This is a genomic window from Pseudomonas sp., assembly GCF_046581935.1.
Classification (GTDB): domain Bacteria; phylum Pseudomonadota; class Gammaproteobacteria; order Pseudomonadales; family Pseudomonadaceae; genus Aquipseudomonas.
Genome location: NZ_JAYGFK010000017.1, coordinates 1 through 22,102, shown reverse-complemented (window position 1 = coordinate 22,102; position 22,102 = coordinate 1). Strand labels below are relative to the sequence as shown.

Here is a 22,102-nt window from a genome sequence, read left to right as displayed (position 1 = left end):
CCATACCCTGCCAAGGTGACCTCACCCTGCGTCACCCTGGCAGGGTATGGCCTGACTGCGCGTTCGTTCGCTTAATGCACACACAACAGGCTGCCGACCCTAGAGGCCCTCCATGCAACTGATTCACCCCGCCCTGCCGGGCATCCATGACTTCGCCAGCAGCGAACAGATCGCCGCCGTGCGCCGCCCGCTGAACCAGGCTGCGCTGCTGCCGGCCAGTTTCTATGCCGACGCGCGCAGCCACGCCTTCGACGTGGAAAAGCTGTTCATGCGCCACTGGCTGCCAGTGGCCCACTTATCCGAACTGGCCGAGCCGGGCAGCTACCTGAGTCGTGAGATGTTCGGCGAACCGATCCTGTTGACCTGCGACAAGGACGGCAGCATCCACGCCTTCAGCAACGTCTGCCGCCATCGCAACCGGGTGATCGTCGATGGCCGTGGCGTGTGCAAGGGCACCCTCACCTGCCCTTATCACGGCTGGAGCTATGGCCTCGACGGCAGCCTCAAGGGCACGCCGTTCATGCAGCAGGCGGAGAACTTCGACAAGCTCGACTACCACCTGCCGCGCCTGGGACTGGATATCTGGCAGGGCTTCGTGTTCATCAATTTCGATGTCGACGCGCCGCTGCTCTCGCCGCAACTCAAGACCCTGGACAAAGTGCTCGAACCACTGAAGATGGCCGAGATGGCCTGCATGGATTTCGACCGTTACCAGGCGCCATGGAACTGGAAGGCGACCCTCGACAACTTCACCGAGGCCTATCACCAACCGACCATCCATGCCGGCATCGACCAACTGGTCCCCGGCCGCACCGCGGTGTACGACGACGTCGATGGCCCCTACAACCTGTTCTGGATTCCCGCCGCCCCCGGCGCCAGCTTCCAGCCGGTGTTGCCGGAAATGGACAACGCCATCTTCGATGGCCTGGTGGTGGTCAACGTGTTCCCACTGTTCCATCTGCTGATCGACCCAAGCGCCATCATGTGGCTGGACTGGGACATTCGCGGGGTCAACGACCACGACCTGATCTGGCGCATGCTGGTGCCGCCGCAAAGCACGCAGATCCCTGACTTCGAAGCCAAGAAGCAAGAGCTGTACGGCTACGTCAAACAGGTCTGGGACGAGGACGTGTTCGCCTGCGCCGGGGTGGCCAAGGGGGCCAGCTCGCGCTTCACCGCCCAGGGCCGGCTGTGCCCGCAGGAGAAATCGCTGTACCAGCTGCATAACTGGCTGATCGATCAGTACGAACGCTGATTGATCACATGAGCAACGCCCCGCCCTGTCGGGGCGTTTTCCTTTGTACGAAAGGACATCTCCATGCCCCTGCCCGAACCCCGCGATAGCAATTGCTGGTATGCCGCCAGCAGCCAGCCAACTGCCTACCCTGAACTCAGCCAGGATCTCGACTGCGATATCTGCATCGTCGGCGGCGGTGTCACCGGCGTCAGCGCCGCCCTGCATCTGGCCGAACGCGGCCTGCGTGTCGTCCTGCTGGAGGCCAACGAGATCGGCTGGGCCGCCTCCGGGCGCAACGGAGGCATGATGACCGCCTATGCCGACCTCGATCCGGCACCACTGGACAAGGCCCTCGGCAGCGAGCATGCCGCACGTTACTGGCAACTGGCCGACCACGCGCAGGAGAACCTGCACGAACTGGTGGCCCGCCACAGCATCGACTGCGAACTGAAATCCGGTGCCCTCACCGCCGCCAATACACCGCGCCACTTCCGTAAACTGAGCGAGCGTCTGGCCGCCTTCACCAGCCTGCATCCACTGCGCGATGCGCGCCTGCTCAATGCCAGCGAAATGCGCGAGCAGCTCGGCACCGACATCTACGCCGGTGGGGTGCTGCTGCCACGGCTACCCGCCGTGCATCCACTGAAACTGACCCGGGGTCTGGCCGCAGCGGCAGCGCGTAACGGCGCCAGACTGTTCGAACACAGCCCGGTGCTGCGCTACCAGGAAGATGCCCTGGGCACACGGGTGTACTGCGCCAATGGTCGCCAGGTGCAGGCGCGTCATCTGCTGCTGGCCAGCAACGCCTACCTGGGTGACTTGCAACCGCAGTTGTCGAAACGCTTCGTGGCGCTGTACAGCAGCATGATCGCCACCGCACCGCTGCCCGATGCGCTTGCTCAGACGATCTTCAAGCAGGACGTGGCCGTGCTGGAGACCCAGCAGGAAATGCGCTACTACCGCCTCAGTGGTGACCAGCGCATGCTGTTCGGCGGTGGCGGGGTCATGAGTGGGCGCGATGCCCATGTGGTCAAACCGCTGCTCAGCCGCATGCTCAAAGAGCTGTTCCCGCAACTGCTCGAGGTGCCGGTCGAACACGTCTGGGGCGGCTGGTTCGGCATGACCCTGTTCGGCGATACGCCGGATGTCGGCCGCCTGTCATCACGGGTGCATTACGCCCAGGCGATTCCCGTGGTCTGGGCGGTGCTGCATGGCCGCTTGCTGGCTGACGCACTCAGTGGCGACAGCCAGGGCTACGAGACCCTGGCCAGCATTGACATCCCGCCCGGCCCTGGCGGGCAACGCCTGAGCCTACTACTACACCAGCTCGGCAACCTGGTGGGCAAGGTGCGCAGCCGCCTGGCCTGACACAAGGGCGGACATGTACAGCGCATGTCCGCCCAGCTGATTCACTGCGCCACTTCCTCGCACACCGTGTACACCTCGCTGCCCAGCACATGCCCGGACGCTTCGATGATCGCCTTGGCCTCGCTGGCCCAGCTCATGTCATGTACCCGCCGTGGATGCTCGGTACGCACCACGTAGATCACCTCCTGACTGCCGATCACCGGTGCGTGCATCACATCGAAAATGCCTTCGGCTTCGCGCGCGGCGCGATGCTCCAGGAAGATCTGCTGCCATTGCTCGAATGGGCGGTTGATACGAATACGACCAAAGACCAGTGCCATGGATTACCTCCAGAGAAAAGAAAACGCCCGGCCAACACAGCCGGGCGCAAGCAAGACGCTCAATGACCGCTGCGCTGACCGAGCAGGCGCATGCGCAGCTTGTCGCCGACCAGGGCGAGGATGAGGATGCCGCCGAGCACGATCATCTGCACATAGGACTGGATCTGCAGGATGTTCATACCGTTGGACAGCAGCGCCAGGAACAGCGCCCCCAGCACAACGCTGCCGATGCGCCCGGTGCCGCCGAACAACGACACGCCGGCGATCACGCAGGCGGTGACCGACTGCAGGCCGTATTCACTGCCGATGTTGGCGCCACCGGTGCCGGTACGCGCCAGGATCAGCAAGGCAGCGATGCCACTGATCAGGCTGCACAGCGCATAGGCGACGAACACCATGCGCTTGGTGCCGATACCGGACAGCCGCGCCGCCTTGGCGTTGCTGCCGATGGCATACAGGTAGCGTCCCAGGGTGCTGTGCTGCAGCAGCAGGTAGCCGAACACGAATACGCCGAAGGTCACCCACAGCGGTGCCTGAACACCCAGATAACGGTCGATGCTGAAAGCCTCCATGTACTCCATGGGCAGGCCAGCAACCGGTACGCCGCCACTCAGGGTCAGAGCAATACCGGTCAGCCCGGTCATGGTGCCGAGGGTCGCGATAAAGGGCGAAAGCCCCAACACCGCCACACTGAAGCCGTTGAACAACCCGACCAGCAGGCTCACGCCCAGCCCGCCGAGCATGGCCCAGGCAATGGCCGGAGCCGGCTCGAAGCCTTCACCGAGCAGCGACTTCATCAGCAGGCCGGTAATCACGCTGACCAGACCGATCAGCGCGCCGACCGACAGGTCCATACCGGCAGTGACCAATACCAGCAATTGCGCCATGGCCACGATCATCAGGAAGGTGGACTGGCGGGCCACGTTGCTCAGGTTGGTTTCCGAGAGAAAGCGCGGCTCCTGCCAGCCGAACAGGACAATCACGATCAACAGCAGAAACGGCAGGATGCCGAAATGCAGGAAGAGTTTTTTCAACATCTCCAATGGATGGAAACGGCTGGCGAAAGTGGACGCCGTGCTCAGGGAGGCGCTCATAGGTTGTGCTCCTGGGAATCGGAGGCTTCATGGAAGAAGCCGTGGAGAATGCGTTCTTCGTCGATCTCGTGGTGTTCGAGGTGATCGACCACGCGGCCATCCTTGACCACATAGACACGGTTGCAGAGGTTAAGGATTTCCGGCATGTCGGAGCTGATCAGCACAATGCTGCAGCCCTGATGCACCAGGTTGGCCAGGGCCTTGTAGATCTCCGCGCGGGCACCGACGTCGACGCCCACGGTTGGCTCATCGACGATCAACACCTTGGTTTCGCGAGCCAGGGCACGGGCGATGACGATCTTCTGCTGGTTGCCACCGGAGTAATTCACCGCCTCGGCCTTGAGGTTCAGCGGCCGCAGGTGCATGCGTTCGGCCAGCGATTGCACCTGGCGACGCTCGCGCCCCAGACGTAGCAAGCCGGCCCAGGAAAAGCTGCGTAGCGGCAGAGCGGCCAGAGCGATGTTCTCGCGGGTCGAGCGCTGTAGCAGCAAACCCTCGTGGCGGCGGTCGGACGTCACGTAACCAAGCCCCCTCCCCAGCATCTCGCGCGGCGTCAGGCGAGTCAGGTGCTCGCCGTTGAACTGCAGCGAACCGGCGGCAAGCGGCACCAGGCCGAAACAGGCACGGCCGATCTCCGACTTGCCACAACCGACCAACCCTGCAAGACCGACGATCTCGCCCTCGCGCAACTCGATGCTGACGTCCTGCAGCATGCCGTCACGGCTGCTGACATTTTCCAGGCGCAACAGCGTACGTCCGGCATGATGGCTGATACTCGGGTACAGGTCGCCGTGCTTGCGCCCGGTCATCAGCTCAATCAGTTGATCCTCGCCCGCCTCAGCCGCCAGCAGGCTGTCGATATAGCTACCGTCGCGCATGATGGTGATACGGTCGGCGATGGCCTGAATCTCGCGCATGCGGTGGGTGATGTAGACGATGGCCACGCCGCGTGCCTTGAGCTGACGCACGGTGTCGAACAGCGCCTCGGTTTCCTTCTCGCTGAGTGAGGCGGTGGGCTCATCGAGGATCAGAATGCGCGGCTCGGTGAGCATGGCCTTGGCCATTTCCACCATCTGCTGCTCGGCGCGACCGAGGTTACCGACCTCCTCATCAAGCGGCAGCTCGAAGCCATAGCGCGACAGCGCCTGCTCGGCAATCTGCCGGGCGCGCCGTGAGTTGATCAGGCCGAAGCGCCCCGGCTCGTTGCCGAGCACCAGGTTCTGCGCCACGGTTAGGTGCGGTGCCAGACTGAACTCCTGGAACATCGCGGCGATGCCATGCCGGCGTGCGTTCTGCACGCTGGTCAGGCGCAGCGGCTCACCGAACAGGTGCATCTCGCCTTCGTCCGGCGTCAGCACGCCGGCGATCACGTTGATCAGGGTCGATTTACCTGCGCCGTTCTCGCCGAACAGCACGTGTACCTCGCCTGGCCACAGGTCGAGACGAGCGCCGTTGAGCGCGCGTACACCAGGGAAGGATTTGCCGATATTGCGCATGCGCAACAGGGGCTCGCCGGAGGCCAGTGCCGCGGCATCCGCGGCACTGACGTCCATCACCCCGTCGCGGAACCTGAGTTCCGCTGCGGCCATGGTCATGGTGGTTTCTCCCAGGCTTGCCATCAGTCCACCTTGAAGACCGGCTTCCAACCTTCGGGCTGGAAGTTGGCCTGGATGATCTGTGGGTCGCTGGCGTTGTCCGGGGTTACCAGTTGTACATGCGGTACCAGATCATGCGCTGGCCCCTTGCCTTCGATGGCGCTCACCGCCAGGTTCACCGCCAGACGCTTGAGGATCACACTGCTCTCGGCGGCACCTGCAACCACCCGGCCACGACGGATGTGATTGAGCAGGTCGGCATCGAGGTAGGTGCTCAGCAGCTTGACCTGCTCGGTCAGGCCGCGCTGGGCAAGGACGTTGACCGCCTGGCCGATGGCGATACCGTTGCCGACGATGTAGGACAGATCCGGGTGGGCGACCAGCACGTCCTCGACCAGCTTGAGTTGCGCCGCCGCATCCATACCGCCGTAGACCACATCGACCACTTCGACGCTGGAACCTTTCAGGCCTTCACGCAGACCGGCCACGGTGTCCTCGACGAACGGCAGGCCGGCACCGCCTGGCAGCACGACCACCTTGGCCGCCGGGCTGCCTTCGGGATAACTGGACTTGAGGTGCTCGCCAAGGATCTTGCCATTGACGCGGAAGTCCACCAGCGAACGACCATCGACCTTGGCATCGAGGCCTTCGGTGACGTTGATCACCTTCACGCCCTGAGCCTGGGCCTTGGCCACGTCGGTTTCCCAGCCGCCGGGGTTGATCGGCTGCAGCAAGATGGCATCGACCCCGAGGGTCAGGCAGTTCTCGAATTGCGCACGCTGGGTGCTGTCGTTGCCGTAACCGCCGGCATCGAACACAGTCAGCGCCTGACCGAGGCGCTTGGCCTCGTCCACCGCTGCGTAGATGTAGGCCATGATGATGCTGTCCTGGGTGTGCGGCATCAGCAGGCACATGCGGTGCTTCTGCACTTCGCTTGGCGCCAGGGAAGTGAAGGTGCTCTCCTCCGGCAGGGTGACGTGGGCAGTGCCCTTGTCACGCACCGGCTGGATGTCGTGCACCGGAAACTGCCAGCGTTCCTCGGCAAGGGCCGGGTTGGCGAAAGCTGGCAGCAGCAGACTGGCAAGGGCTAACGGGGCGAATGTCTTCATGGGAAACGTCCTCGTGGTTCGACGCCGCGCATGGCGGCGCCTGATAAGCGGCTGGCAAAGCTCAGAAAAAGACGCCGAAGGTCACCTGGGCATAGGTGCTCAGCTTGTTGTCCGCTGTCTGCGTGCCCCCTTGCGCCAAGCTGCGTTTGGGGTCGTAGAGACCGATGGTCGGGCTAATGTAGTAATTCGGCGTCGGCATCCACTCGGCGTAGAAGTCCAGCTCGCGAGCACTGCTGTCGCCCTGCGACTTGTCGATGGTGTCGAAGTCGAAATACAGCGCGCCGATGGTCAGGCTCGCGCTCGGCGAGGCCTTGATGCCGACGTGATTGATGCGGGTGTTGCTGCTGAACGGGCCGGAGTAGTTGCCCGCGACCTCACCTTGAATCCAGGTGCCGTAGCCGCGCTTGAAGCCGGTGAACATGCCGTCGTAGGCCTTGGAGTAACGGGCATAGCGGTAAGTCAGGGTCGGGCTCCAGGGCAGGTCGGCCAGGGTGTAACCCACCTCAGCATAACCGGCATTGGCTGCGGTTTTCTTGTCTTCGATGACGTACTCACCGGAGAGGAACAGGTTGTCGATACCGGCGCTGGTGGTGCCGCGCAGGCTGTACAACTTGAGGCCGTCGCGCTCGAGGTGGTTGGCGAACATAGTGTTGTCATCCACGCCCAGGCCCTTGAGGTGCATGAAGGCCAGGGTGCCGGCATCGCTGACGTGTTCAATATTGGCCAGGGCGAAACGGGTCTCGCTCTGCCCGGGGTTGTCGGACTCGACCCAGGCCAGGTCCGCGCGCAGGCCCTTGTCGCCACCGAGGCGGACAACCGCCGTTTTGTTGAACGCCTGGCGTGCCGCCAGGTAGTAGGCGCCGCCACGGTCGTACTTGTCGCCGAAGGGTTGGCCATAGGCCAAGCCATCGTTCTTGATAACGAAGCCATCGCCGATGATCAGGCCTTGGCGACCGAGGGAAACGTCCACACCGTTGTGCCCCAGCACGGGGAACAGGTCAGCGGACTTCCAGCCGATGTAGGCCTCTTCCCAAGTGGTGTCGTCTTCGTTGCCATCGGTGTTGCCGCCCGCATCACCGTTGCCCCAGGTGGCACTGCTCAGACCAGCGACGCCGCCGTACAGGCTGCCGCCGGCAAACCCGGTGGCGCCGCTCAGACCGTACTTGGCAAAGCCTTCCTGCCAGGTGCTGCGACCATCCTTGCCGAAGTAGCTTTCCTGACTGGTGAGCCAGGCGTACATCGCCGTGAAGTTGAAATCGAGCGAGGTATCGCCCTCGTTGTACAGCTCGTAGGCACTGGCCGCCATGCTGCCGACCTGGGCGACAATGCCCAGGGTCACGGCCGAGGCGAGCTTGCCAAGGCACAGTCGGTGCTTCGATTGCTTCATCGTATCCTCCCCCTCAGTTATTCATGTCCGCAGCCTTTTGGCGACTGAAGACACCGCCGTTTTCTAGCGCCGGCGGCTGGAATAAAACTGAAAGAATCAGGGGAGTACGTCTGTACCCTCAGGGGGTGATTGGGAATACAAAGCCAGGGGTAATTTAACTAGGGTATTGCGCTCGATCAGTAGCCGCTAAATGCACCTATTGTCATTTCTGCAGCCTACTGTCGGGGCGGATACTACGAATGGACGACCTAACAGCACACGAGGTACGACAGAGCATCAGCTACAACCTGATGCATCGCTACAACATATGGCCACCCGCATCGACAGAGGCCCCGTCCCCAAAAGAAGCCCAACATTTTCTAAGCGAAGCAAAGACGCCAGGTGAGCCTGAAGCTCAAGTTCGTCGGTTAAACGTGAAGCTCCGCGTATTGCGACAAAAGGCATCCTGACCCCTAGGGAATATCCATTCATTGGGCACTTCGAGTCAAAGCACGCCCAAGCCTACCGCCTTGATCACAGAGAACATAGGTCGACGCCATCAAATAGCCGTCATGTTGTCTTGTTGGGTACGCCACTCGTAGATCTTTTCAGCACGTAGGATGGGTTGAGCGCAGCGATACCCATCACGTAATCGTCCGGATCATTGGGTGACACCCTTAAGCCGAAGAGGCCATTTAATACTGGCGGTATTTCTGCTCGGCTTACCTGCCGATGGTGGGTATCGCTGCGCTCAACGCCATCCTACGAGCTGGTGTGCCCATCGCCCTCGGGGCTGTCCTTTTGTGCGACGTTGCGCGATTTGCCAGTTGCCGTCCTGTTCCCAGCGGCCCCTTTAGGCTTGGTCCCTCTTGAGGTGGCGTAGGTGCCCTGGCAATTTACGGCGTTCTGTTTAGCAACTTCAGTTATGCCATTGCGTTTAACCGCGCTAACGCCCGGCCTGTTTGCGGGCATCGCCGTCATAAGCCCCATGCGCAGGCCAAACTTGCGCAATATCGAGTCGACGGTGTTCAAGGTTGGATTACCTTTGTCCGTTTCTAGCTGATACAGCGCTCTGGTAGACATGCCGCACATCTGGGCAAAGGTTTGCTGATCAAACCCCGTGACCTCCAAGCGGAGCCTACGGATAGCCATGCCGAGGCTTAGTTCGCCATCCGTGTGTTGCTGAATGATCTCTGCGATCAGTTGCTTACGCTGTTCTCCGGTCATGTTCTTCATTGCTGCTCCCAAAACCCAAGGTGCCTGTCCAAGTCGTTTACTGGCAGCGCCTTTGATTGGCGGATAGCCAGCGGCATGTCTACGAGTAAATCCGGCAGCGCTCTGAACGTTTGGCCAGCATCACGGATAGAGCGTCGTGCCATTGGCCGTTTACATAGGTTCGGATGGTCAGCGCGTCGTACATGGCGACAATCTCAATCAGCATTAAGATGCCGACCAATTTAGACCACGACTGACTAACCAGCAATATAAATCTTAAAGACCGCATTTACGGGTAAAAATCAGCATTTTAATACCGACTATAAAATTCCAAATGCGACTGTAGCGATAGCTTTATAGGCTCGCTGGATGAGGTCGGGCCGCGCAGGTCGGCGCGCAGCGATGCTCGCCACGTAACCGTCCAATCATTGGGCGACGCCCTAAACCGAAGAGGCCATTTAGTAGTGGCGATACGCCTGTTTGGCTTACTGGCCGATGATGGGTATCGCTGCGCTCAACGCCATCCTACGGTGCACGCAGCGGCTCTACGCGACCTTGACTCACCTATCGCGTAGCCGGGCCTGCGTGTCCCAGCGTACAGACCAGGCTTGGTAATACCCCGCAGGCTGTTGGATCAGCGCGGCGCAGGTAGGCGAGCGACATCCGCCTGCTCGACGCGCTTCACTCACGCACCCAGCGGAGAAGCACATGGCTTATCAAAGCGTCGACCCCACTACCGGCAAGCTGCTCAAGCGTTTCGACAGCATCAGCGATGAACAGCTCGAACACACCTTGGCCAGTGCTGACGAGTGCTTCCAGAGTTGGCGGCATTTGCACTACGCCAAGCGCGCGAAGATTCTGCACAAGGCGGCCAAGCTACTGCGTGAAAACGTCGACCACTTCGCTCGCCTCGCTACCCTTGAGATGGGCAAACGCCTTGACGAGGCGCGTGGTGAAGTCGAGTTCAGCGCGGACATCCTGGCGTACTACGCCAAGCACGCCGAGGACTTCCTCGCACCGGTCAAGCTGCACCCCAAACACGGCAAAGCGCATATAGAGAGCAGCCCGCTGGGTGTGCTGTTTTGCGTGGAACCCTGGAACTTCCCCTACTACCAATTGGCTCGCGTTGCGGGGCCACAGCTGATGGCCGGCAATACCCTGGTGGTGAAACACGCCAGTTGCGTGCCGCAGTGTGCGCAAGCGTTCGAGCAATTGCTGCTGGATGCCGGTGCACCGCCTGGCGCTTATTCAAACCTGATGATCAGCCATGCACAGAGCAATCAGGTCATCGATGATCCACGTATCAAGGGCGTGGCGCTGACCGGCAGTGTAGAGGCCGGGCACGCCGTAGCTGGTCGTGCGGGCCTGAGCCTGAAGAAGACCTCCATGGAGCTCGGCGGCAGTGACGCGTTTATTGTGCTCGACGACGCCGACATCGATAGCACGATTGCCTGGGCCGTCTGGGGGCGTATGTACAACGCCGGGCAGACCTGCTGCGCAGCCAAGCGTTTTATCGTGCTGGAGGCTATTGCCGACACGTTTTGGGCCGCGTTTATGGAGGCGCTGCAAACCTTGCAGCCCGGCGACCCGATGGACAGCAGCACCACGCTTGGGCCGCTCTCCAGTGAAGCCGCCCTGGTGAAACTGCTGGCGCAGGTGGATAGCGCCGTTAAGGCCGGTGCCACGCTGTTGATCGGTGGCACGCGGATTGATCGCCCCGGCGCGTTTATGCACAGCACCATCCTGACGGACATCACACCCGACAACCCGGCGTTCCGTGATGAGTTTTTTGGCCCGGTGGCGTGCTTCTTCAGCGTCAAAGACGAGGCCGCAGCAATCGCCCTGGCCAACGATTCGGACTTCGGTCTGGGCTGCTCGATATGGACCCAGGATGTCAAGCGTGGCGAGCACCTGGCCAGCAAAATCGACGCGGGCATGATCTTCGTCAACAACATCGACTGGAGCGACCCACGCCTGCCCTTTGGCGGCATAAAGTACTCGGGCTACGGTCGCGAGCTGGGCGAATTGGGCATTCAGGAATTCGTCAACAAGAAGCTGGTACGTACTGGGCATATGGCTGCACCGCAGTGAATCGCTCATTGGCAATTACGTTGTTCAGGAGGACGTCATGACCACCTACATGCAAGCCGCACAAGTCGAACAATTCGGCCAGCCGCTGGTTATCCAGAAGCTGCCGATTCCAACGCCAGGGCCGGGACAGATCCTGGTCAAGACCGAGGCCTGTGGGGTTTGCCACACCGATCTGCACGCCCGCGACGGCGATTGGCCACTGAAACCAGGCTTACCGTTCACGCCGGGCCACGAAGGCATTGGCATCGTGGTTGCCCTGGGTGACGGCGTAACGGCGGTGAAGGAAGGCGACCGCGTCGGCGTGCCGTGGCTGTATTCGGCGTGTGGGCATTGCGAGTTTTGCCTGGCCGCCAAGGAGCCGGTGTGCGCGGAGGCGCAGTTCGGTGGTTATACGCAGAACGGCGGCTTTGCCGAGTACATCCTGGCCGACCCGAACTATGTCGCGCACATCCCTGCTGGTTTGTCCGCGTGCGATGCGGCACCGCTGATCTGCGCCGGCGTTACGTCGTACAAAGGCATCAAGGAAACTCAAGCCCGGCCGGGTGAATGGGTGGTGATCTCGGGCATCGGCGGCTTGGGTCACCTGGCCGTGCAGTACGCCAAAGCCATGGGCTTGCATGTATGCGCGGTGGATATCGACGACGGCAAGCTGGCACATGCCACGCGCCTGGGTGCCGATGCGGTGGTCAATGCCAAACAGGATGATCCGGTGGCGGCCGTGATTGAGGCCACAGGGGGTGGCGCACATGGCGTGCTGATCACCGCGCCCTCGCTGCCGGCCTTCAAACAAGGTATCGGCATGACGCGCAAGCACGGCACCTGCGTGCTGGTGGGCATCCCGCCGGGTGAATTCCCCACGCCGCTGTTTGATGTGGTGGCCAACTGCATCACCATTCGCGGCTCCTTCGTCGGCAGCCGGCGCGATATGGCCGAAGCGCTGGCCTTTGCGGCCGACGGCAAGGTCAAGGCGGACATCGAGTTGCAGCCGCTGTCGGCGATCAATGAGGTATTCCGGCGCTTGAATGCCGGCGAGGTGCCTTCGCGTGTGGTCATCGACTTTGCCGCGCAATAGCGCGGCGGGTTAAACCCCTGACACGGCTGGCCAGCGCAATGCTTGGCCAGCCGCACGTTACGCCATGGCGATGGCTAAGACAGTTGCACTGACTCAACACCAGGCTGGAAAACCACCCGGAAACAGGTGCCGCCAGTCGGCAGGTTGCTAAGGGTAATGTTCCAACCATTTTTGGTGCAGATGCGTTTGACCAGAGAAAGCCCCAACCCCAGCCCCTCGCCACGGGCGTGAGTGCCGCGCACAAAGGGTTGGAAAATGCTTTCGTGCTGTTCCAGCGGAATCCCTGAACCGCTGTCCTCAACGCGAAAAGCACCAGCCTCAAGCACCAGGCGCACAAAGCCATGTTCGGTGTAGTGCAGGGCATTACGCAGCAAGTTGCCCATTACCGCGCTGAGCAACGTGGGGTTATACAGCCCACTATCTTCTGCTTCGCTAAGGCACTGGAAATACAGGCCCTTTTCCTTGAGCAAGGCCCCCCAGCGGCTGGACTGGTCGCTGGCGACGGCCGCCAGGCTGATGTTGACCGTAGGCGCGCCTTCATTGGCTTTGTCGCGCGCCAGCTGCAGAAAGGTCTGTACCAGCTCACGCATCTCCTCACTGGCGCGGTTGATGCGTTGCAGCTGCTCACGCTCGCGTGGCGGCAGAGGGCTTTCTTCGAGCAGCTCGCAGGAGCTGGCGATGACCATCAACGGGGTGCGCAGCTCATGGCTGACATCACTGGTAAATAACCGCTCCCGCTCCAGCGACTGGCGCAGCTGCCCCAGGGTGCTATCGAACGCATCGGCCAGTTGGCCCACTTCATCGTCCGGATATTCCGGGGCCAACGGCGGTGCCAAGGGGTTGAGTTGATCACGATGGCGCACCTGCTGTGCTAAACGTGAGATCGGCTCCATAACCTTACGCGCCATGATCACGCCTAAGCCCCAGGCCATGATCACCGTGAGAAGAAAGCCGGCGAGCACCACATCAAACAAGGCCTGCTCACGCGTCTCGAATTCTTGCTGCTGTTGCACCAGCACATAGGTATTGCCGTTGATTTCATGGGTATAGACGTAGAAGGCCTCGCCATCGTCTGTCGCCTCGCTGAAGCCTTGCGGCAGCCCGACAAACTGCTCAGGGATGGCATATTTGGCAATGTCCGAGGCAAAGAAGCGCGTGCTCGAATCCAGCCGTGGCGGCTTGCCATTGCGAATGTCGACATGCAGCACCTCATCTAACTCGTTGCTTAGCTCCTGCGACACCAAGTGCTCTTCAATGAAGTGCACAACCGCCACGATACTCATGGAAAACAGCCCACTGACCAGTGTGGTCATGAGTACGAATGCAATCAGGATGCGCCGGGCAAAGGGGTGTTTAGAGGCCATTGTTCTGCCCTGCCAGACGATAACCAACGCCGTGCTGGGTATGCAAAAGCTGCGTGGCAAAGGGTTTGTCGAGCACCTGGCGCAGTTGATGAATATGGCTGCGCAGGCTGTCGCTGTCTGGGGTGTCGTCGCCCCACAGGGCTTCCTCAAGCACTTCGCGGCGTACCACGGCGGGGCTTTTCTGCATCAACACGGCCAATAACTTGAGGGCCAACGGGTTTAACTTGAGGGCCTGGCCGGCACGGCTGACATGCAGGGTGTCGAGGTCATAGAGCAAATCCGCCACTTGCAGCTGGCGTTTACGGTTGCCCTGGCTGCGCCGCAGGATGGCTTCAATCCGCGCGACCAGTTCGGACAAGGCAAAGGGTTTGATCAGGTAATCGTCGGCACCAACCTGCAGGCCTTTGAGCCGGTCATCCAGCGCATCACGGGCGGTCAGCATCAAGATCGGGACATCGTTGTGGCCGTCTTCGCGCAGGCGTCGGCAGACCTGGTAGCCGTCCATGCCGGGCAACATGATGTCGAGCACAATCAAGTCGTAATGCCCAGTGGTCGCCAGATGCAGGCCACCCAAACCGTCTTGCGCGCAATCGACGGTAAAGCCCTTGAGCTGTAGGTAATCGAGCACATTAGCCAGGATGTCGCGGTTGTCTTCGATGACCAGAATTCGCATCGTTTTGCTCTCTTAAATCAAGGTTTAACGTTTTTTTCACACGGCGTTGACACCCGCCTCACAGCGTCGGCAACAGACTTCGGCACGTACATCCAACCAGGGTCATACGATGCCTCAGTTCCATTACGCCCAGCTGCGCTTTCTCTCGATCATTGTGTTGTCGTGGCTGCTGGTGTTTTTTCTGACCCGTAGCGTACTGCTCGTCAGCCACCTGGGTGATGCCCAAAGCAACTTGCTGCAATTGGGTGGAGTGTATGCCATTGGCCTGGTCTACGACCTAGGCTTCCTACTCTATGCCACTTTGCCCCTGGCCCTGTACCTGCTCCTCTGCCCGGCCAAGCTCTGGCGACGCCGTTGGCACCAACGGCTGTTGCGCGGCTTGGTGGCGCTCAGCCTGTTCGTCATGCTGTTTACCGCCGTCGCTGAATGGCTGTTCTGGGATGAGTTCGGCGTGCGCTTCAACTTTATCGCCGTGGATTACCTGGTGTATTCCGAAGAGGTGATCAACAACATCCTTGAGTCTTACCCGATCTACCCGCTGCTGGCCCTGCTCGCGCTGATCGCCACAGCCGTCAGCATCGCCTTGCGCAAACCCGTACAAGCCGCACTGGATGCACCCTTGCTGCCAACTCGGCAGGCCTTCGCCAGCCTGGCAGGCTTGCTGCTGATGGTGACCCTAAGCAGCCTGAGCATCAGCCAAGATGCGCCACGCGGCATGGGCGGCAACACCTATCAACGCGAACTCGCCAGCAATGGTCCCTTCCAGTTCTTCGCGGCCTTTCGCAACAACGAGCTGGACTACCAGCAGTTCTATCGCACCCTGCCTGACGCAACCATCGCCAACCTGCTGCGCGACGAAGTCAGCGAGCCAAACGCACGCTTTATCGGCAGCGACCCGCAGGATATTCGCCGGCTGATCGATAACCCCGGCCAGGCCAAGCACCTGAACGTGGTGCTAGTGACCATCGAAAGCCTGAGCGCAAAGTACCTGGGCAGTTTCGGCGATAGCCGTGGCTTAACCCCCAACCTTGATCAACTGCGCCAACAGAGCCTTGCCTTCACTAATTTCTACGCCACGGGCACCCGCACTGATCGCGGCCTGGAGGCCATTACCCTGTCGATGCCGCCAACTCCGGGGCGCTCCATCGTTAAACGCATCGGCCGTGAAAGCGGTTACGCCAGCCTGGGCCAGCAGTTCAGCAGCATCGGTTACGACAGCGTGTTTCTTTACGGCGGCCGTGGTTACTTCGACAACATGAATGCCTTCTTTGGCGGCAATGGCTATCGCATTGTTGACCAGAGCAGCGTGGCCGAAGCGGATATGGTGTTCCAGAACGCCTGGGGCATGTCCGATGAAGACCTGTATACGCAGACCCTCAACGTTGCCGACAGCGACTATGCCGCCGGCAAGCCGTTCTTCCTGCAACTGATGACCACTTCCAACCACCGGCCCTACAGCTACCCGGAAGGCCGCATCGACCTGCCCTCGGGCCAAGGCCGTGAAGGCGCGGTGAAATACACCGACTACGCCATTGGCCAGTTCCTCAAGCAGGCCCGTGACAAACCCTGGTTCAAGCAAACGGTCTTCGTTTTTGTCGCCGACCACACCGCAGGCAGTGCCGGCAAAGAAGACCTACCGGTGGCCAACTACCACATCCCGCTATTTATCTACGCGCCGGACCTGATCAAACCTCAGGAATACCGCGAAGTGGCCAGCCAGATCGACGTCGCCCCCACCCTGCTCGGGTTGCTGAATATCGATTACACCTCGACCTTCTTCGGCCGCAACGTGCTGCTCGCTGACCACGCACCAGGCCGCGCCTTGATCGGCAACTATCAGCACCTGGGGCTGTTCGACGGCAAAGATTTGGCCATTCTCAGCCCGCGTCGCGGTATGCGCCTGCACGACGACGCACTCGGTATGAGCCGTGAGTCGGCCAGCACTATCGAAGCGCCCCTGCTCCGGCGCGACATCGCCTACTACCAGGGCGCCAGCCATGCCTTTCAGCAGCGCCTGATTGCCTGGCAGCCGGCCATACATCCCGCTGAGCAGTTCAGCAAACGCTAAATCAGCTGCCGCACAGGCGGTACCTTTATAGGAGTCCAGAGATGGCTCAAGTTCGTTCACGCTATTTCAATTTTCGCCTGGCCTTGGGCATCCCCTTGGCCTTGATGGCATTGCTTCTGCTGGTCGACCCCAGCGGAGTGGACTTTGCCCTGGCGCACCTGTTTTACGTGCCGGGCGAGGGGTTTATCGGTCGCCACAGTTTCTGGCTGGAAGACATCCTGCATGACCGCGCCAAACAGGCGGTGATTGTCTTGGGCGCCCTGTCCATCGCCGGTTTTCTGCTCAGCCTGCTTCCCAGATGGAAAGCCTGGCGAGCCACGCTCGGCTACTTGGTGCTGGCCCTGGCCTTGTCGACCAGCATCGTCACACCACTGAAAGATCTAACCGGCATGCATTGCCCGTGGAGCCTGAGCGAATTCGGCGGCACAGAAACCTTTACCCCGCTGCTCAGCGCACGCGCACCCACCGAGCATCCAGGCCGCTGCTGGCCGGGCGGCCATGCCACCTCCGGGTTCGCCCTGATCGCGCTGTTCTTTGCCCTGCGTGACCGTCGCCCACGCCTGGCCCGGGCGGCGCTGGTTTTCGCGCTGGCGCTGGGCACGGTGTTTTCCGTCGGGCGCATGATGCAAGGCGCGCACTTTCTCTCACACAACATATGGACGCTGTTGTTTGACTGGATGATCTGCGCGCTCTGTTATCGCTGGCTGCTGTACCGCCCAGAACCGCTCGCAGAAACCACGGAACTTAACGCCCAGCTGAGCCAAGGCCAGCCTTGATGCAACGGCCACTGCTTTATCTGCGCCAACACCTGCTGCTGATCACGCCCGTGACCGCGAGGTAAGCCATGCACCCTGCACAGAAGCATGAACGAATCATCCTGCGGCTATCGCTCGTCAGCCTGTTCGCCAGCCTGTTACTCGGCTGCCAGAGCACCCGCGAACAACTAACGGCGCAAGGCTATCCCGCACCGTTTATCGATGGTTTCGAGGCCGGTTGCAGCAGTGGCCGACAGGCTGCTGGCGCCTTGCAGACGTTCCGCAAGGATGTGCCGCGTTACCTGCAGCAGCCGGAATACGCCACGGGCTGGGACGATGGTTTCCGCCAATGCAAAGCCGAAGTGGAAAGTGACCTGCAACGCCAATGGCACGAACAAGACCACCACGACGATGACTGGCGAAGCCATGTGAACCAGAGCATGGCCAATGCCCTGCGTGAGCACCAAGACCGGCCATAAGCAGGCGATAACTGGCGGGCAGCGGGCAGCACCGATCCAGCACCCGCCGGGTAGGCGGGCGCAGTGCATCGAAATGCCAGAAAGGAAGAAATACATCGAACTGGGCGGATAGCCCTCTTAGCGGGTGTTCGACGTGCGCTGCAGCACGGTGATTGCCGTGTACAGCTGCAGACACTTGAGCCACATGCCTGGTCGCGGCGGTAAGCCGCTGTTGCGTATAACCCCAGCAAGCAGGCTTGCCGGGGTGTATTGCTCAATACTGCGACTACCAGACAGCATCGCTGCCGCTGCAGTCACACAAACCGCGATTTAACCGATGGTCATCAGGCTGGCGTTACCGCCGGCCGCTGCGGTGTTGATGCTCAGGGCGTGTTCGATCAGCAGGCGCTCCAGCGGAATATCCGTCTCGCCTTTGTGCAAACCATGCACACCGATGATTGCGCCAGGACGCTGAGCGGCCAGTTGGCAGACTTCACGCAGCTGGTCGGAGTCGCCGTGGTGCAGGATGGCGTCGAACACCTTCTCGCTGCTGCTCCATTGGTTGAGCACGGTAATCCGCTGCTGCACAGCCTTGGGCAACGTGGCAAACAGCTCCTGAGTCAGCGTGCTTTCCTGCCACAATACCTGGCAACCCACAGCCAGCACGGCAGCCAGTTGCGCCAACAGATCGCTGCGCTCATCGGCCAGACACAGCACGTGCTCACGCGGCAGCAGGCTGTAGCTGTTGCGCTCACCGGTCGGGCCGGTCAGTAGCTGCACGGTGCCGCTCTGTGCCAGCTCGACATACTGCGTGCTCAGCGCCGACAGGCTTGGCTCGTGCGCTGCTGCCCACTCTTGCAGCGCCTGAGTCACCTTGGCCTGCGCAGCCGGACGAGTGATGTCGCCGTTTTCCTGCTGCAGCTGCTTGGCCACTGCGTCCTGCGGACGGGTTGCCAGCAGGCGGTACATGTACAGCGGCCCACCGGCTTTCGGGCCGGTACCAGAGAGGCCTTCACCACCAAACGGCTGCACACCCACCACGGCACCAACCATGTTGCGGTTGACGTAGAGGTTGCCGACTTTGGCGCTGTTAACCACCTGGGCGATGGTTTCGTCGATGCGTGTGTGCACGCCCAGGGTCAGGCCATAACCGCTGTCGTTGATCTGCTGCAGCAGCTTGCCGAGGTCCGCACGGGCATAACGCACCACGTGCAGTACCGGGCCGAAGATCTCACGAGTCATTTCATCGAAACTGTCCAGCTCGATCAGCGTCGGCGTGACAAAGGTGCCGCGCTTGATGTCATCACCATTGCTGCGCGCCGCCTGGAAAATCTTGCGGCCCTTCTCGCGCATTTTTGCGATGTGCTGGTCGATATTGTCCTTGGCTTCGGCATCAATCACCGGGCCGATATCGGTGTTCAAGCGCTCCGGGTTGCCCATGCTGTACTCAGCCATGGCGCCTTTGAGCATGTTGATCACCCGATCCGCTACATCTTCCTGCACACACAGTACGCGCAGGGCCGAGCAACGCTGACCCGCGCTGTCGAAGGCCGAGGCCACCACATCAACCACCACCTGCTCGGTGAGTGCCGAGGAGTCTACGATCATGCTATTGAGGCCGCCGGTTTCGGCGATCAGCGGAATGGTGCGACCCTGGGCATCCAGGCGACCAGCGAGGTTGCGCTGGATGATTCCAGCCACTTCGGTGGAACCGGTAAACATCACCCCACGCACGCGCTCGCTGCCGATCAGGCCGGCACCCACGGTTTCGCCACGGCCCGGTAGCAGCTGCACAGCACCGGCAGGCACGCCGGCTTCCAGCAGAATACGTACCGCTTGTGCAGCGATTAGCGGGGTTTGCTCAGCGGGTTTTGCCAGCACGGTGTTGCCGGCTGCCAGCGCAGCGGCCACTTGACCACTGAAAATCGCCAGCGGGAAGTTCCACGGGCTGATGCACACCACCGGGCCCAGCGGGCGATGGCTGTCATTGCTGAAATGATTGCGCGCCTGCGCTGCGTAGTAGCGCAGGAAGTCCACCGCCTCGCGCACTTCGGCGATGGCATTGGCAAACGTCTTACCGGACTCGCGCACCAGCAGGCCCATCAGTTGCTGGATTTCCGCTTCCATCTGGTCTGCGGCGCGATCCAGTACAGCGGCGCGCTCGGCCGGCAGGGTCGACTGCCAGATTTGCCCGCTGGACACTGCACAAAGCACGGCGTTTTTTACATCCTGCTCGCTGGCCTCATGCACGTGGCCGACGATGTCACGATGATCCGCCGGGTTGCGTACCGGCTGCGCCTCACCCAGTTCAGGCGTGTCGCAGCCGAGCAGTGGCATGGCCTTGTAAGCGGTATTGACGGTGCTCAGCAGCGCCGAGGACAGCGAGCCCAGACGGTGTTCGTTGGCCAGGTCGATGCCTTCGGAGTTCAAGCGCGCATCGCCATACAGGGCGCGCGGCAGGGCAATGCGCGGGTGCGGTAGGCCGATCCCACCTTCCTGCGCAGCCATCTGCTCAATTTGCTGCACCGGATCGAGCACCAGCTCCTTGATCGAGATGCTGTGGTCGGCGATGCGGTTAACGAACGAGGTGTTCGCGCCGTTTTCCAACAGACGACGCACCAGGTAAGCCAGCAGGGTTTCATGGCTGCCCACCGGCGCATAAATACGGCACGGACGGTTCAGCTTGCCATCGGCAACCTTGCCCACCACTTGCTCATACAGCGGCTCACCCATGCCGTGCAGGCACTGGAATTCGTACTGGCCTGGGTAGTAGTTCTGCCCAGCCAGTTGGTAGATCGCCGACAACGAGTGGGCGTTGTGGGTAGCGAACTGCGGGTAGATGGCTTCCGGCACGGCCAGCAGCTTGCGCGCACAGGCGATGTAAGAAACGTCGGTGTAAGTCTTGCGGGTATACACCGGGTAGCCTTCCAGGCCTTCGACTTGGGCGCGCTTGATCTCGCTGTCCCAGTACGCACCTTTCACCAGGCGAATCATCAGGCGGTGACGGCTGCGCTTAGCCAAGTCGATCACGTAGTCGATCACATAAGGGCAGCGCTTCTGGTAGGCCTGAATCACAAAGCCGATGCCGTTCCAGCCGGTTAGGGCCGGATCGAAGCACAGACGCTCAAGCAGATCGAGGGAGATTTCCAGGCGGTCGGCTTCTTCGGCGTCGATGTTCAGGCCGATGTCGTACTGCTTGGCCAGCTTGGTCAGGCCAAGCAGGATCGGGTACAGCTCGTCCATCACGCGCTCGTACTGCGCGCGACTGTAACGCGGGTGCAGCGCTGACAGTTTGATCGAGATACCCGGACCTTCGTAGATGCCACGGCCGTGAGAGGCCTTGCCAATGGCATGGATGGCCTGCTCGTAAGACGCCAGGTAGCGCTTGGCATCTTCGTCGGTCAGCGCGGCTTCACCGAGCATGTCGTAGGAATAACGGAAGCCTTTGCTTTCCATATTGGTGGCATTGGCCAAGGCTTCGGCGATGGTTTCACCGGTGACAAACTGCTCGCCCATCAGACGCATGGACATGTCCACCCCCTTACGGATCAGCGGCTCACCGCCTTTGCCGATGATGCGATTAAGCGAGGTAACCATGCCCGCTTCGTTGTGCGTAGAGACCAGTTTGCCGGTGATCAGCAGGCCCCAGGAGGCGGCGTTGACGAACATCGACGGGCTGTTGCCCAGGTGCTGGCTCCAGTTACCGTTGCTGATCTTGTCGCGGATCAGTGCGTCGCGCGTGGCCTTGTCCGGAATACGCAGCAGCGCTTCGGCCAAGCACATCAGCGCCACACCTTCCTGCGACGACAGCGAGAACTCCTGCAGCAACCCCTGCACCAGGCCCTGACGGCCGCCGGCGTTCTTCTGGCTGCGCAGCTTCTCGGCAATGCGCATGGCCAGTTTGTTGCTGGCCTCGGCCATATCCTTGGGCAGGCGCGCCTGCTCCAGCAGCATTGGCACGGCCTCGGTTTCCGGGCGGCGGTAGGCAGCGGTAATCGCGGCACGCAGCACCGATTGCGGGAGGATGCTTTCGGCGAAATCGAGAAACACCTGCAGGCCTTGCTCGGTCAGGCTTTCAACCGACTCTTCGCCGGCGACAGCCGCCAGGCCGGAATGCTCAGCCGGGGTCAAACCACCCTCGATCTGCTCCAGATAATTGAAGATTGCCTGCTTGATCAACCAATGCGGCGTGCGGTCAATCGACTGCGCAGCCTGCTTGAGGCGATCACGGGTTGCATCATCGAGCTTTACGCCAAGGGTAGTGGTAGCCATTGGTTTGTCCTGTATGAGCTGGAGCACGGCAAATAATCGCCGGGA

General features: G+C 61.2%; 17 protein-coding genes. 7 read left to right on the top strand and 10 right to left on the bottom strand.

The window, feature by feature from the left end; all coding sequences use genetic code 11:
* The first annotated feature begins 112 nt into the window (after positions 1–112).
* Both VCA57_RS15320 and VCA57_RS15315 read left to right on the top strand, forming a co-directional pair.
* Positions 113–1,255: an aromatic ring-hydroxylating oxygenase subunit alpha gene (locus VCA57_RS15320; RefSeq protein WP_411185938.1), complete on the top strand. Its 1,143-nt coding sequence runs from the start codon at positions 113–115 to the stop codon at positions 1,253–1,255.
* A 63-nt stretch (positions 1,256–1,318) separates the two neighbouring features.
* Complete coding sequence (locus VCA57_RS15315) at positions 1,319–2,605, top strand: NAD(P)/FAD-dependent oxidoreductase (protein WP_411185937.1); 1,287 nt, start codon at positions 1,319–1,321, stop codon at positions 2,603–2,605.
* 41 nt (positions 2,606–2,646) lie between these two features.
* On the opposite strand, the gene VCA57_RS15310 is transcribed toward VCA57_RS15315, so the two are convergent.
* The 6 genes from VCA57_RS15310 to VCA57_RS15285 form a co-directional block, all read right to left on the bottom strand.
* Positions 2,647–2,925 (bottom strand): hypothetical protein, encoded by a 279-nt coding sequence (locus tag VCA57_RS15310; RefSeq protein WP_411185936.1) that lies wholly within the window; start codon positions 2,923–2,925, stop codon positions 2,647–2,649.
* Between the two features lie 59 nt (positions 2,926–2,984).
* A complete protein-coding gene (locus VCA57_RS15305) occupies positions 2,985–4,019 on the bottom strand; it encodes an ABC transporter permease (RefSeq protein ID WP_411185935.1) in 1,035 nt (344 codons plus the stop codon).
* Positions 4,016–5,638: a sugar ABC transporter ATP-binding protein gene (locus VCA57_RS15300; RefSeq protein WP_411185934.1), complete on the bottom strand. Its 1,623-nt coding sequence runs from the start codon at positions 5,636–5,638 to the stop codon at positions 4,016–4,018. Before VCA57_RS15300 ends, VCA57_RS15305 begins: the two co-directional genes overlap by 4 nt.
* Positions 5,638–6,723, bottom strand: coding sequence for a TMAO reductase system periplasmic protein TorT (torT, locus tag VCA57_RS15295; RefSeq protein WP_411185933.1), 1,086 nt, complete (start codon positions 6,721–6,723; stop codon positions 5,638–5,640). Before torT ends, VCA57_RS15300 begins: the two co-directional genes overlap by 1 nt.
* Positions 6,724–6,784: 61 nt before the next feature.
* The gene (locus VCA57_RS15290) at positions 6,785–8,110 is read right to left on the bottom strand and encodes a hypothetical protein (protein ID WP_411185932.1); all 1,326 of its coding nucleotides are present in this window, start codon (positions 8,108–8,110) and stop codon (positions 6,785–6,787) included.
* Positions 8,111–8,851: 741 nt separating this feature from the next.
* Positions 8,852–9,325, bottom strand: coding sequence for a helix-turn-helix domain-containing protein (locus VCA57_RS15285; RefSeq protein ID WP_411185931.1), 474 nt, complete (start codon positions 9,323–9,325; stop codon positions 8,852–8,854).
* Between the two features lie 687 nt (positions 9,326–10,012).
* Between VCA57_RS15285 and VCA57_RS15280 the strand changes: the two genes are divergently transcribed.
* Positions 10,013–11,395 (top strand): NAD-dependent succinate-semialdehyde dehydrogenase, encoded by a 1,383-nt coding sequence (locus VCA57_RS15280; protein WP_411185930.1) that lies wholly within the window; start codon positions 10,013–10,015, stop codon positions 11,393–11,395.
* 37 nt (positions 11,396–11,432) lie between these two features.
* Positions 11,433–12,467, top strand: coding sequence for a zinc-dependent alcohol dehydrogenase (locus VCA57_RS15275; protein WP_411185929.1), 1,035 nt, complete (start codon positions 11,433–11,435; stop codon positions 12,465–12,467).
* A 74-nt stretch (positions 12,468–12,541) separates the two neighbouring features.
* On the opposite strand, the gene VCA57_RS15270 is transcribed toward VCA57_RS15275, so the two are convergent.
* Positions 12,542–13,831 (bottom strand): sensor histidine kinase, encoded by a 1,290-nt coding sequence (locus VCA57_RS15270; protein WP_411185928.1) that lies wholly within the window; start codon positions 13,829–13,831, stop codon positions 12,542–12,544.
* Complete coding sequence (locus VCA57_RS15265) at positions 13,821–14,504, bottom strand: response regulator transcription factor (RefSeq protein ID WP_411185927.1); 684 nt, start codon at positions 14,502–14,504, stop codon at positions 13,821–13,823. The genes VCA57_RS15270 and VCA57_RS15265 overlap by 11 nt, the downstream gene beginning before the upstream one ends.
* Before the next feature lie 109 nt (positions 14,505–14,613).
* On the opposite strand from VCA57_RS15265, the gene VCA57_RS15260 reads away from it, so the two are divergent.
* From VCA57_RS15260 to VCA57_RS15250, 3 genes are all read left to right on the top strand, one after another.
* Positions 14,614–16,572, top strand: coding sequence for an LTA synthase family protein (locus tag VCA57_RS15260; RefSeq protein ID WP_411185926.1), 1,959 nt, complete (start codon positions 14,614–14,616; stop codon positions 16,570–16,572).
* 41 nt (positions 16,573–16,613) lie between these two features.
* On the top strand, positions 16,614–17,348 hold the full coding sequence (locus tag VCA57_RS15255) for a phosphatase PAP2 family protein (protein WP_411185925.1): 735 nt from the start codon (positions 16,614–16,616) through the stop codon (positions 17,346–17,348).
* 68 nt (positions 17,349–17,416) lie between these two features.
* Positions 17,417–17,806: a hypothetical protein gene (locus tag VCA57_RS15250; RefSeq protein ID WP_411185924.1), complete on the top strand. Its 390-nt coding sequence runs from the start codon at positions 17,417–17,419 to the stop codon at positions 17,804–17,806.
* A gap of 117 nt (positions 17,807–17,923) precedes the next feature.
* Here the strand turns inward: VCA57_RS15250 and VCA57_RS15245 are convergent, their stop codons facing one another.
* The gene (locus VCA57_RS15245; protein ID WP_411185923.1) at positions 17,924–18,085 is read right to left on the bottom strand and encodes a hypothetical protein; all 162 of its coding nucleotides are present in this window, start codon (positions 18,083–18,085) and stop codon (positions 17,924–17,926) included.
* A gap of 30 nt (positions 18,086–18,115) precedes the next feature.
* Positions 18,116–22,057, bottom strand: coding sequence for a trifunctional transcriptional regulator/proline dehydrogenase/L-glutamate gamma-semialdehyde dehydrogenase (putA, locus tag VCA57_RS15240; RefSeq protein ID WP_411185922.1), 3,942 nt, complete (start codon positions 22,055–22,057; stop codon positions 18,116–18,118).
* Positions 22,058–22,102 lie beyond the last annotated feature (45 nt).

Excerpts from the sequence above, each read along its gene's own strand:
- VCA57_RS15320 (WP_411185938.1), top strand. The coding sequence starts at position 113 with ATGCAACTGATTCACCCCGCCCTGCCGGGCATCCATGACTTCGCCAGC.
- VCA57_RS15315 (WP_411185937.1), top strand. The coding sequence starts at position 1,319 with ATGCCCCTGCCCGAACCCCGCGATAGCAATTGCTGGTATGCCGCCAGC.
- VCA57_RS15310 (WP_411185936.1), bottom strand. The coding sequence starts at position 2,925 with ATGGCACTGGTCTTTGGTCGTATTCGTATCAACCGCCCATTCGAGCAA.
- VCA57_RS15305 (WP_411185935.1), bottom strand. The coding sequence starts at position 4,019 with ATGAGCGCCTCCCTGAGCACGGCGTCCACTTTCGCCAGCCGTTTCCAT.
- VCA57_RS15300 (WP_411185934.1), bottom strand. The coding sequence starts at position 5,638 with ATGGCAAGCCTGGGAGAAACCACCATGACCATGGCCGCAGCGGAACTC.
- torT (WP_411185933.1), bottom strand. The coding sequence starts at position 6,723 with ATGAAGACATTCGCCCCGTTAGCCCTTGCCAGTCTGCTGCTGCCAGCT.
- VCA57_RS15290 (WP_411185932.1), bottom strand. The coding sequence starts at position 8,110 with ATGAAGCAATCGAAGCACCGACTGTGCCTTGGCAAGCTCGCCTCGGCC.
- VCA57_RS15285 (WP_411185931.1), bottom strand. The coding sequence starts at position 9,325 with ATGAAGAACATGACCGGAGAACAGCGTAAGCAACTGATCGCAGAGATC.
- VCA57_RS15280 (WP_411185930.1), top strand. The coding sequence starts at position 10,013 with ATGGCTTATCAAAGCGTCGACCCCACTACCGGCAAGCTGCTCAAGCGT.
- VCA57_RS15275 (WP_411185929.1), top strand. The coding sequence starts at position 11,433 with ATGACCACCTACATGCAAGCCGCACAAGTCGAACAATTCGGCCAGCCG.
- VCA57_RS15270 (WP_411185928.1), bottom strand. The coding sequence starts at position 13,831 with ATGGCCTCTAAACACCCCTTTGCCCGGCGCATCCTGATTGCATTCGTA.
- VCA57_RS15265 (WP_411185927.1), bottom strand. The coding sequence starts at position 14,504 with ATGCGAATTCTGGTCATCGAAGACAACCGCGACATCCTGGCTAATGTG.
- VCA57_RS15260 (WP_411185926.1), top strand. The coding sequence starts at position 14,614 with ATGCCTCAGTTCCATTACGCCCAGCTGCGCTTTCTCTCGATCATTGTG.
- VCA57_RS15255 (WP_411185925.1), top strand. The coding sequence starts at position 16,614 with ATGGCTCAAGTTCGTTCACGCTATTTCAATTTTCGCCTGGCCTTGGGC.
- VCA57_RS15250 (WP_411185924.1), top strand. The coding sequence starts at position 17,417 with ATGCACCCTGCACAGAAGCATGAACGAATCATCCTGCGGCTATCGCTC.
- VCA57_RS15245 (WP_411185923.1), bottom strand. The coding sequence starts at position 18,085 with ATGCTGTCTGGTAGTCGCAGTATTGAGCAATACACCCCGGCAAGCCTG.
- putA (WP_411185922.1), bottom strand. The coding sequence starts at position 22,057 with ATGGCTACCACTACCCTTGGCGTAAAGCTCGATGATGCAACCCGTGAT.